The organism is Porticoccus sp. W117 (assembly GCF_030341905.1).
Classification (GTDB): Bacteria; Pseudomonadota; Gammaproteobacteria; order Pseudomonadales; family Porticoccaceae; genus SCSIO-12696.
Genome location: NZ_JATAAF010000017.1, coordinates 47,167 through 58,912 on the forward strand (window position 1 = coordinate 47,167; position 11,746 = coordinate 58,912).

Consider the following 11,746-nt stretch of genomic DNA (forward strand, 5'->3'; position numbering starts at 1 on the left):
AAACACATCATTTAACCAGAGCACGGTGAACTCTATGCAACTCTATTACGACAAAGATTGTGACCTCTCCATTATCCAGGGCAAAAAAGTATCCATTATCGGTTACGGTTCCCAGGGCCACGCACACGCTTGTAACCTGAAAGACTCCGGCGTTGACGTTACCGTTGGTCTGCGTGCGGGCTCTTCTTCTCGCGCTAAAGCCGAAGCTCATGGCCTGCAGGTTGCTGACGTGGCTGATGCGGTCGCTTCTGCCGACCTGGTTATGATCCTGACTCCCGATGAGTTCCAGGGCCAGCTGTACAAAAACGAAATTGAGCCCAACCTGAAGCAGGGCGCCACTCTGGCGTTCGCTCACGGATTCGCCATTCACTACAACCAGGTTGAGCCTCGCAAAGACCTGGACGTGATCATGGTTGCCCCTAAGGCGCCGGGCCACACTGTACGCTCTGAATTTGTTCGCGGCGGTGGTATCCCCGACCTGATTGCCATTTATCAGGATGCTTCCGGCAACGCTAAAAATGTTGCTTTGTCTTACGCCATGGGCGTGGGCGGCGGTCGTACCGGTATTATCGAAACCACCTTTAAAGACGAAACCGAAACTGACTTGTTCGGCGAGCAGGCGGTACTGTGCGGCGGCTGTGTTGAGCTGGTAAAAATGGGCTTCGAAACTCTGACCGAAGCAGGCTACTCCCCGGAAATGGCATACTTCGAGTGTCTGCACGAGCTCAAGCTAATCGTTGATCTGATGTTCGAAGGCGGTATCGCCGACATGAACTACTCCATCTCCAACAACGCCGAGTACGGTGAGTACGTGACCGGTCCGCAGGTGATTAACGAAGAATCCCGCTGGGCCATGCGCGAAGCGTTGAAAAACATCCAGAACGGCGAGTACGCCAAGAAGTTTATTCTGGAAGGCCAGACCAACTACCCAGAGATGACTGCCTGGCGCCGCAATAACGCCGCGCACCCCATCGAGCAAGTGGGTGCTCAGTTGCGTGCCATGATGCCCTGGATTACTGAGAACAAGATCGTCGATAAAGAGAAGAACTGAGTTCTGATCTCAAGATAGTGTTCGAGACAGGCTTGGTGCGTGAGTACCAGGCCTGTTTTTGTAGGTCGGCCTTCAGGCCGACATAGAGTGTCGGGCTAAAGCCCGACCTACAGGGGTTTTAGCGTGCGACGTGCGACGTCAGACGTGCGACCAAACAACGTATAATCGAAGCTCGATATCCCCGAATAGCACCAAGCCAAAACCGGAGTACAAACAATGCCCAAATTACGATCTGCCACCACCACCGAAGGCCGCAATATGGCCGGTGCCCGTGCCCTGTGGCGCGCCACTGGCATGGGCGAAGAAGATTTTGGCAAACCCATTATCGCGGTCTGTAACTCATTCACCCAGTTTGTGCCGGGCCACGTGCACCTCAAGGATTTGGGCCAGCTGGTGGCCGAGGAAATTCGCGCCGCCGGTGGCGTTGCCAAAGAATTCAACACCATCGCCGTGGACGACGGTATCGCCATGGGCCACGGTGGCATGCTCTACAGCCTGCCGTCCCGTGACCTGATTGCGGATTCCGCCGAATACATGGTTAACGCTCACTGCGCCGACGCCATTGTGTGTATATCCAACTGCGACAAGATCACCCCGGGAATGCTGATGGCCGCTATGCGCCTGAATATTCCGGCGATTTTTGTCTCCGGCGGACCTATGGAAGCGGGCAAAACCAAACTGGCGCCGCAAAAAATCGACCTGGTGGACGCCATGGTGGCGGGCGCGCAGGATGATGTAAGCGACGAAGAAAGCGAGGCCATCGAGCGCAGCGCCTGCCCAACCTGTGGCTCCTGCTCCGGCATGTTTACCGCCAACTCCATGAACTGTTTGACCGAAGCGCTGGGGCTGTCCCAGCCAGGTAATGGCTCTATGTTGGCCACTCACGCCGATCGTGAAAAGTTATTCCGCAGCGCCGGCCGACGTATTGTTGACCTGTGCAAACAGTATTATCGCGACGACGACGATTCCGTACTGCCTCGCAACATCGCCACCAAAACCGCGTTCAACAACGCCATGGTGCTGGATATCGCCATGGGCGGTTCCTCCAACACCGTATTGCACTTGCTGGCGGCTGCTCAGGAAGCGGAAGTGGATTTCACCATGGCGGATATCGACGCCCTGTCCCGCAAAGTGCCGCACCTCAGCAAAGTATCCCCGGCCACGCCGCTCTACCATATGGAAGACGTGCACCGGGCCGGTGGCATTATGGCGCTGATGGGCGAGCTGGACCGCGCCGGTTTGATCGACACCAGCGTCGGTCACGTATCCGGTGAAAATCTGGCTGACGTGATCAATCGCTGGGACATCAAAAGCCCCAACTGCCCGGAAGAAACCAAAGAATTCTTCCGCGCCGGCCCCGCCGGTATTCGCACCACCCAGGCGTTTAGCCAAAACACGCGCTGGGAAACCCTGGACGACGACCGGGAAAACGGCTGTATTCGCTCCATCGACAACGCCTACAGCCCGGAAGGTGGCTTGGCGGTACTGTTCGGTAACATCGCCAAAGACGGCTGCATCGTAAAAACCGCTGGTGTGGAAAAAGAGTGCTACCAATTCACCGGCCGCGCCCGCATTTTTGAAAGCCAGGATGCGGCAGTAGAAGCCATTCTGGGCGACCAGGTGATAGCGGGTGACATAGTGGTTATTCGCTACGAAGGCCCGAAAGGTGGCCCCGGTATGCAGGAAATGCTGTACCCCACTACCTACCTGAAATCCAAAGGCCTGGGCACCAAATGCGCCCTGATTACCGATGGCCGCTTCTCCGGTGGCACCTCTGGCTTGTCCATTGGTCATATTTCCCCGGAAGCGGCTTCCGGCGGCACCATTGGCCTGGTGGAAGAGGGCGACAGCATCGAAATCGATATTCCCGCCCGCCGTATTGAGCTGATGGTCTCCGACGCCGAACTGGCCCAACGCCGAGAAGCCATGAACGCCAACGGTAAAAAAGCCTGGAAGCCGGTGGATCGCCAACGGGAAGTGTCGGTAGCGCTGCGCAGCTATGCCATGCACGCCACCAGTGCGGATCGTGGTGCGGTTAGGGATTTGAGCCTGTTTGAAGAGTAATTTTGAAGGTTAATTCCTCAAGTTAATAATCGAAAAGCCCGGCAGAGATGCCGGGCTTTTTCTATTCTGTAGGTCGGGCTTCAGCCCGACATCTTGGTGTAAATAAGAAAGTGTTGTCGGACTAAAGTCAGATCTATATACCCCGCTAAATTTTTTTGCCTTCGGCAGGTGGCAAAATTCTGTCAAATCCACTCTATACTTCTGACACCAATAGAAACAGGCAGCCGTTTTGGCCACTGAAACTCGCCCAAAATCACTGATGGCGCGGCTTTTTGCCGAGCACAGTGGTCGTTTGCAGCATTATTTGCGCAAACGGCTGGCCAGTGATGCCGATGCCCAGGAGCTTTCCCAAGAGGCTTATTTGCGCTTGCTTCGGGTCAAGAAAATAGACTTGATTCGCCACCCAGAGGCTTATTTGTACCGCATTGCCCGCAATCTGGTGCATGAACTCTACAGTGGGCGCCCTCAAAAAGAGTCTCACTCCATTGATGAGTTGGTCGAGGCCGAAAGCCCGTCGTTACAAGGTACTCCGCTGGAGGATGAGGCGGATAAAACCAGGCGCCTGGCGCGTATAGAAAGCCTGCTCGGTGAACTGTCTCCGAAGTGCAGGGCGGTGCTGATCTTGTATTGGCGCGATGGTCTGACCCAACAAGAAATTGCTAACGAGCTGGGGCTGTCTCGCTCAATGGCACAGAAGTATATGGCGCAAGGACTGGCATATTGCCAGAAAAAACTGGATGGAAAACATGATGAATAAACGCGAAAAACAGCAAGGAAAGTATGACCGTTCCATTGATGAAGCCGCTCAGTGGTTTGTGGTTATGCAGGCTGATGATCACTCTCAGCACGAAAGAGAGGCCTTTGCCGAGTGGTTGCTCAGCTCCAGAAATCATGTGATGAGCTACATGAAAATTGCCATGCTGGGTGACGATATTGCCAGCCTGAAAGAGGCGGACTTTCCGGGTGCGGAGCAGCTGAAAGCGGTTTTGCGAGCCGATGACTCCAGTGCGGAAGTTGTTGAGCTATTCGATAGCGATACCGCCACTATTAATAACGTTCGCCATCAAACATCTGCTGGCAGCACTCACAAAGCGCTTTTCAGATGGCCTGTTATGGCGGCTGCAGCGGTGATGATTGTGGCAGTGTGCCTCACTCTGCTTTGGCCAACGCTGTCTTCTTCGCCAACCATGTATCAGACAGCTATTGGCGAGCAATCGTCTCTGGTTCTGGAAGACGGCTCTACCATTACCATGAACACGCTGACACAAGTGAAGGTGGATTACAGTGGCACTTACCGGGATTTGTATCTGCAAAACGGTGAAGCCCTGTTCGACGTTGCCAAAAAACCGTCGCGCCCATTTCGGGTGCACGTAGACGGTGTGGTCGTCACGGCCATTGGAACCCAGTTCAACATTCGCCAGCTTGCGGGCACTGTTGAAACCACCCTGTTGGAAGGTGTAGTGGAAGTTGATTCCGGTTCCAATGAGAAAGCAGTTCGACTCCGGGTGTCCGACCAGGCCGTGATCAACCGCTCCAGTCGCGAGATGACAGTTGCGTCTGTAGATATGGATTCGATTATGGCGTGGCGGCAGAGAAAGCTGATTTTTGATGGTCATTTATTGAAAGACGCCGTTGCTGAATTCAATCGCTATAACCGCAAAAAAATCGTTATATTGGATAGCGAACTGGAGCTCACACCAGTGAGTGGGGTTTTTAACTCAACGGATATTGATTCATTCGGACTATTTCTGGAAGCTGCGGGAATATCAAAAGTTAATCGCAGTGAAAGAGGAATTGTTTTAGCGGAAATAAAATAAACCGAACTGTTTTTTAACGAAATGTTAATTTTTTAAACTCTTTTTTAAGAAACAGGGTGGCAAAAATTATCGAACATCACTCTTGTTATGTGAAATCACATTCTAAAAACATAAACAAGAGAGAGGTGGGTAAGTGAGTTTATTCAAGAAGACATCGCTGGCGATTGCCGCAGCATCCATTTTATCTTCGCAAGCTGTTATGGGCGAAGATAAGTCTGTCGTATTCGATATTTCCGCTCAGCCGTTAATGGCGGCGCTCAAAGATTTTTCTGAACAATCCGGTTTGCAAGTTGGTTACAGCGGAGACATTGCTGAGGGCGTTTACACCAATGGTGTATCCAGCGCCAACAATGCGGCTACTGCTCTGGAAAATATTTTGCAAGGCACCGGCCTTGGTTTTGAATTTGTCAGCGACAGAATGGTTATTCTGAAAGCGTTGGAAAATGAAGAGAGCGACGCTGCGGAACAAGAAGTTGAAACTAACGAGAAAAACACCATAGAGGTAGACGAAGAAGTTGTCACCACAGGAACCCGTTTAAAAGGGTTAAACCCGGCGGCACCGGTGATTGTTTTTGACCGTGAAAAACTCAACCGCCATGGTTTTACTTCCCTCGAAGACGTATTTCGCACTTTGCCTCAAAGCCTGAACAGTACGAACTCGGTATCCGTAGAGGCCTTGCAAGGGGAGTTTGCCGACGACCCCACCTCAAAACCCAACTCGTCCCTTGGTGCCACCGCCATTAACCTGCGCGGTTTGGGGAGTGCTTCCACACTGGTGTTGGTCAATGGCCGCAGAAAGGCAACTTCCGCCAACAGTCGAGGCGCCTTTTTCGATGTTTCCTCCATCCCGCTTTCTCAGGTAGAACGTATTGAAGTATTGACGGATGGCGCGTCAGCAATTTACGGGTCAGATGCCGTTTCTGGCGTGGTCAATATTATTTTGCGCAAAGACTACGAAGGGTTGGTGTTGAATGTGCGCAACGAGGAATCTGCTTCCGGTGCCAATGTCAGCCGGGCAAATATTGCCTACACCTTTAACTGGGACAGCGGCTATCTGACTGCCAGTGCGGATATATCCAGAAATAAATCCGCCGACATTAACCAGTTTGTTCACTCCGGCCCTGCTGGCCCCGGCGATTTTACCGACCTTAATGGTGCCAACACCCGCTGGCGGGGTATCGCCGAACCAGGCACGACTTATTCGGCGTTTGGCAAATTTGGTTCTTATGTTTTTACAACGGGCCAGATTGGCGGGCCTGACCCGGACGATGTCTCCATTCTCAACCTGTTCAGTTTAGGACCGAAGACCGAGTCTGAAGCGCTGCGCTTTAATGGCGTTCAGGATCTGTTGGGAAGCCATCAGTTAACCTTCGAATTGACCCATACCAAGCAAGAAGATGCCCGTTTCTGGGAACCGACTCTTTCCCCAAACGACTGGCGCTTTTTGGGTTTTAACGATACGGATGCGGGGTTAACCTTTATCACGGCGGATAACCCCAATAACCCGTTTCCCGGTCGGAATGTCGCGGTGGGTTACAGTTATACCAACGAATTTGCCCAGCTGGGTTTTAGCGAGGAGCGTGAGCAAGAAAACTACCAGCTGGGTTTTGGCTTGAATGGTGACCTGCCACTGTGGGAAGGCTGGGAATATCAGCTGGATATTGGTTTCAGCAAGGAAGAGGGGCAGGCTGCCCAGTTGATTGACGATGGTTCGGTAAATCCGGCAGCGCTTTACAGTGGCTTGAATGTATTTACCGACGGCTCTGACCCGGACATTGTTGCCAGTAACGTAGAATTGTTACGCACCCTGGTGAATCGTTTTCGCAGCAATTTCGAGTCCGACTCCCGTATTTTGGAAGGATCGATCAACGGCAATCTGTTTGCACTGTCGGGGGGTGATGCTCAACTGGTAATGGGCTTTCAGTATCGGGATTCTTCCCTGGAAAGTGTGCAGCTCGACCGGCCGAACTCCATACCGTTTAGCTCCGAGAGTGAGGTAAGCGCTTATTACATGGAACTTGGCCTGCCGCTATTGGCTGACTTGCCGTTAATGCATGAACTAACCATGACAGTCGCTCTACGCCATGAGAAAACCGATCAACGTGGTATCAGCTCGGCGATGGATCAGTCGGCTTTCCCCGGCGAAACGCCCATAGCCACTCCAGGGGTGGATATTGAGGAATTGATTGGCCTGATGTTGCCACCGGAAACTTTTGTCAGCGGGCCTGCCACCGAAGTAGAGCGCTCCTACAGCAAAACCACGCCCCAGGTGACCCTGCGTTGGGTGCCGGCGGATGGCTTGAGCCTTCGTTCTACCTGGGGAGAGTCATTTCTTGCTCCCCGTGCCAGCCAGCAATTTGGTTTTATCAATACCTTTGATGGCGGCTTTTCGTTCGACCCATCTGACTTGCCCCCAGGTAAAGACTTTGTCTATGAAATACTTGGCCCGAACCCCAACCTGCAACCGCAAACCGCGGATACCTTTACCGTCGGGTTTGATTTTGCGCCAACCTCGATTCCTGATCTGAATATTTCGGCAACGTACAGCAAAACCGATTTTCAAAATTACATCGGCGCGCCGACATTTGGTATTGGTGTGGAGGAGTTAATCGCTAATCAGGACTTGTTTCCGGGGATTTTTATTCCTGCAGACAATAATGTGCTGGTTTACGACTCACGCTTGACCAATTTGGCGGGAAGAACGTCCAGAACCGTGGATATTCTCGCCAACTATTCCGTAGACACTGATTTGGGAAACTGGTTGTTCTCGCTCAATGCAGTACGGACTCTGGAGCTCAGCCACCAAGGTGCTTCAGTATCGCCAGTGCAGGAATTTCACGATTCCGAGTACGGCCCCAGTGATTGGGCGGGCAACTTGTTTGTAAGTTGGGATTACGCCAATTACCACGCAGCCGTTACTCTTAACTACAGCTCCAGCCACAGAGTGCTGAACCCTCTGTCGGAAACGGATTTCTTTAATCCCAACCCAACGCCTACCCGCTTCAGTAGTGCTTACAAAACCGTTGATTTGCAGCTGGGTTATCACTACCCGCAAGACGACAGCTGGCTTGGCGGCGTAAAAGTCAGCGTTGGCGCACAGAATCTGTTGGATGCTGAATTTCCCTTTGTGGATAACAGCATCGGCTATCTGGCCAATCGCGTGAGCACCCGTGGCAGGGTTTTCTATCTCGACCTGGTAAAAGAGTTCAATTTTTAAGGTCGAACAGCTGCAGGGGCAGGGAATGCCCTCTAAGCCTCCCGGGTTGGGGACTTTCCTCTTAGTAGTCTTTCAGCGATTTTTTCAACAGTTTTTCTCGCTTGCTAAGCGAGAGTCTTGTCAGGAACACCTATGAATACACCCAAAGCCACATTTGCCTGTTTGCTTCTGTTCGTATCGGTGCTGTCTCAGGCAGCACATTTTCAATTGACGATAACCGGGGATGGTTTTGCTTCAGATGCCGTTATTGAATTGTACGAAATCCCACTTGAGCGAACCCCGCAGGGTATGGAAATTCTTGCTTCAGGTTCTTTTGGCAAAGGTTTTTTTAAGCACAGTGGCAATCTGGGAGATATTCGTAATGTGTCGGTATTTGTACGTTCGTCGGATGGAAAGTCCAAGTTTGCAAAAGCGGACTTTATTCTGGAAGCGGGAAAAATTGCGATTCAGCTAAACAGAAACTGGACCTACAAAGTGGATGGAGGAACCTACAACCAACTGTTGATAGCTCCCTGGTGTGAGCAAAAAAATGATGTATTGAAAATGGAAGTGCTTAAAAAAATCGCCCAAACCAGTGAAGACCCTCTGGCTCGGGTAATGGCTTACTCGCTGGGCTATCAACTTGAGGTGGACGCCCAGACCAATGTGGATGTTGCCAGGGGCTTGTATGCCCTGTTGGGCGAGCAACGCGCGGCCCTAGTGCGTCTGAAAGGGGCTGAGGGACGCCTGGCAAGAGCGCGAGCCAGGGCTGCCATGCAAAAAGGGGTGGTTATTAGTGATTTTGAGGCACAAAACCTTGCTGGGAAAACAGTGAAACTGTCCACCGCCATGAAAGGCAATAACCTGGTTCTGGTAGAGTTTTGGGCGTCCTGGTGCGCGCCCTGCCGCAGTTTTATCCCTCACTTGAAAGACACCTACCAGCGTTTCCACAACCGTGGTTTTGAAATCGTCTCCTTCACTATCGACGCTGACAAAGAAGAATGGCAGATCGCTTCCGAGGAAGAAGACTTGCCCTGGTATAACCTTGGCGACTTAAAAGGGCATGCCAGCCCCATCGCTACCAGTTTTGGTGTGTCAGGAGTGCCAGCGACATTTTTAGTTGATGCGAAAACCGGGCGGCTGGTCAGCAAAACCCGTGACCACGATGAGTTGAACGCTCTGATTGATAGTAGTCTTCCGGGAGAATAGGAATGGGCAGTAAAGTGTTTACGTGGTGCTTTGGTAAGGGATGGGCAAACCAAAGGCTTGGTTGTCCTGCGTAGCCAGTTTGTTAGAGAGAGCTTGTATGCTTCCAGCATGTAAACGTCTGTTTTTCGATGCTATTCATCCCCTTAATTACAAATCCCGGAAGTTTTTTCAAATTTTCTATAACTGCTTTATCACCGTTAGACCCCAGAGGAAAAGAGATTTCATGGGAATTTGATTTTAAGATAAACCATACATCCATACCCCAAGATTCGTAAGTTTGTACTTCAATAACAGACAGCTCATTCCATGAAATCGACTGCCTGTTCCCGTCTGGATAAATCACTGAGATTCGGATTCCATCATCATGCACAATAAAATCTGATTCTGGTATTTCAGAGCTATCTTTGAACAATCTTGGGAGTAGTTTCATTTTGCTCTCTAATGCTGTGCAAACGCCACTTGCGGCGTCCGAGCGGCGCAGTCGTGTTGTGCTGCGCCTGGTGACGTCTTTTTTGCCAGCTTTTCCTGATAGGGTGTAAGTTAAAAAAGATAGCACTAAGAGTATGAATAGCCACATTGAGCCGTGCATATACCAATAAGCCATATATTGAAAGCCGTAATTATTGGCATATAGGTCTGGTGATGGATGTGCTATTAGTACCTCCATCATATTCTTTGCGTGAGAATCGGCAAGAAGGTGGACACCAACTAGACCGACAAAGAAGAATAAAACTGATATTAATCCTCTCTTCCATTCAGCCATAATTTTTACACATGACCCGTCAAAAATAGGCTCGCGCAAGTGAGTCCTAGCCCAAAGAGTCCTTGCTGGTTTGCTTTGTTATAAACCTTTTTCAATTTCTTTATTGTGCTAATCGCCGCATTCTCCACCTTCCGGCCCATAGAAGAACACTCAGGTTGCAAAATCCTCGGTGAAGTCTTCGAATCGATGTTCTATGCCAGCTGGAACAAATAATACTTCGCCTACTTCAAATTGCTTTCTGGACTGACCATTTACAAACCAGCCACTGCCAGATGCAACGACATAAATTTCATCCCTGGTGTGTGGTTTCTGTAAGTCAACTCGATCAGGTTTGTAAAATTCAACGCTCATTGAGCCGTTGCTGAACAGCTTCACAAAGGGCTCTTTTACGCTCTCTAGCGCCCGGTTTGCTTCTTTAATAGTTAGTCTATCCATAGGGGTATCTCATTTATGCATGACGCCAAAAAAAGCAGCGACACTACCTTTATTTGTTACGCTATTTTTAGCAATAATTTTGATAGCTCCACATTCATACAATTTGACTCGCCCGCCAATGCTAATTGCAAAGCCATTTTTTGATCATCGTAGAGGGGTGAATCCTCCTCTAATAGTGCTTCTCTATCAGTCCATTTTTGAAACCATGGTTCAGCATAGTTGAATACGAAATCGCCCATTACATTCGCACAGGATTCTACAGCCGCTATATCCGCACCAAATTCAAACCGAACATCTTCTAGTAGTTCTCGCTCAGTAGGGCCCGCCAAAGCTATGAAATCCATCGGCTCGTTTAGAACACGAATGCATAAGTGCATGCGAAAACAAGGACCAAACGAGTATTTGTGGATATGAATGAATTCAATAACTGGCCCAGCTTCTCGTACAAAGTAAGCAGGCTTGGTTCTAACGAATCCAAATGCCTGAATATGCTTCGCAAACCTTCTTAACACTTTATCTGCGTTTGACCGCTCTAGTTTTTTATCCATGAGGTACTTTTATTATGACTCCACGTATGTGCGGACGACGGAAGAAAACCTTTGCCGCCGTAAGGCGATTGCGCACTGTCGTTTTGACTCAGGGTTTGCTTGAGAATAGCTATCGGTAACTGTTATGGAGAAGGTTGCGCGCCGTAAAGGTCATATCAGTCTCGTGGGGTTGCCGACATGCTCTTGTTGGCTGTTTACGGAACAGTACTGATTTCGCAAAATTTGTAGCCATTGTCTGTTGATTTAAACCCAAAAACATGTTGAATGCCTTCATGTTCTGCTTCAATTTCATCTGATTCTACGGTATTAACAAGAATTTCAATATAGCCATATTCAATGTCATTTCTTTCTAAAAATTGAGTTTTTCTGGATTTTAGCCGGTCAATTAAGTCATTCGTGAATATTATTGGAACTTCATTTTTGAAAAATTGTTCGGAAGGCATAAATGCTTTCTTAGCATAGAATTCATCATACCAATTAAGATTGTTACTCCTTTGGCGCACTAACTCATCAGCTTCCTTCTTTGTATTGCTTAAGGCAACTCTGATTAATTCATCGATTGAGCGATAATAGCAGCATATCCACAACCCCGAGATACGAATGCGCCAACAATCCCTGACCGATGGTTTTGAAAAACACCGCAAGAAAACTCGCAAAGAGCGT

At 49.9% G+C, this 11,746-nt stretch carries 10 protein-coding genes; 6 read left to right on the forward strand and 4 right to left on the reverse strand.

The annotated features are described in order from the left end of the window. The first annotated feature begins 34 nt into the window (after positions 1 to 34). From ilvC to QSV34_RS11735, 6 genes are all read left to right on the forward strand, one after another. On the forward strand, positions 35 to 1,051 hold the full coding sequence (ilvC, locus tag QSV34_RS11710; protein WP_289154930.1) for a ketol-acid reductoisomerase: 1,017 nt from the start codon (positions 35 to 37) through the stop codon (positions 1,049 to 1,051). Positions 1,052 to 1,267: 216 nt separating this feature from the next. Further along, complete coding sequence (gene ilvD / locus QSV34_RS11715) at positions 1,268 to 3,115, forward strand: dihydroxy-acid dehydratase (RefSeq protein WP_289154932.1); 1,848 nt, start codon at positions 1,268 to 1,270, stop codon at positions 3,113 to 3,115. Between the two features lie 229 nt (positions 3,116 to 3,344). Next, a complete protein-coding gene (locus tag QSV34_RS11720; protein WP_289154934.1) occupies positions 3,345 to 3,872 on the forward strand; it encodes an RNA polymerase sigma factor in 528 nt (175 codons plus the stop codon). After that, a complete protein-coding gene (locus tag QSV34_RS11725; RefSeq protein ID WP_289154936.1) occupies positions 3,862 to 4,932 on the forward strand; it encodes a FecR family protein in 1,071 nt (356 codons plus the stop codon). Before QSV34_RS11720 ends, QSV34_RS11725 begins: the two co-directional genes overlap by 11 nt. A 133-nt stretch (positions 4,933 to 5,065) precedes the next feature. Beyond that, entirely contained in the window at positions 5,066 to 8,149 is a 3,084-nt protein-coding gene (locus QSV34_RS11730; protein ID WP_289154937.1) for a TonB-dependent receptor, read from the forward strand. 132 nt (positions 8,150 to 8,281) lie between these two features. Next, on the forward strand, positions 8,282 to 9,337 hold the full coding sequence (locus QSV34_RS11735) for a TlpA family protein disulfide reductase (RefSeq protein ID WP_289154939.1): 1,056 nt from the start codon (positions 8,282 to 8,284) through the stop codon (positions 9,335 to 9,337). Positions 9,338 to 9,419: 82 nt separating this feature from the next. Here the strand turns inward: QSV34_RS11735 and QSV34_RS11740 are convergent, their stop codons facing one another. The 4 genes from QSV34_RS11740 to QSV34_RS11755 form a co-directional block, all read right to left on the reverse strand. Then, a complete protein-coding gene (locus QSV34_RS11740; RefSeq protein ID WP_289154940.1) occupies positions 9,420 to 10,100 on the reverse strand; it encodes a hypothetical protein in 681 nt (226 codons plus the stop codon). A gap of 150 nt (positions 10,101 to 10,250) precedes the next feature. Next, positions 10,251 to 10,535 carry a cupin domain-containing protein gene (locus QSV34_RS11745; RefSeq protein WP_289154942.1) on the reverse strand — a complete coding sequence of 95 codons (285 nt, stop codon included), beginning with the start codon at positions 10,533 to 10,535 and terminating at the stop codon, positions 10,251 to 10,253. A 56-nt stretch (positions 10,536 to 10,591) separates the two neighbouring features. After that, positions 10,592 to 11,083 (reverse strand): hypothetical protein, encoded by a 492-nt coding sequence (locus tag QSV34_RS11750; RefSeq protein ID WP_289154944.1) that lies wholly within the window; start codon positions 11,081 to 11,083, stop codon positions 10,592 to 10,594. Between the two features lie 194 nt (positions 11,084 to 11,277). Then, on the reverse strand, positions 11,278 to 11,746 hold a 469-nt coding region (locus QSV34_RS11755; protein WP_289154946.1), incomplete at its 5' end, for a hypothetical protein.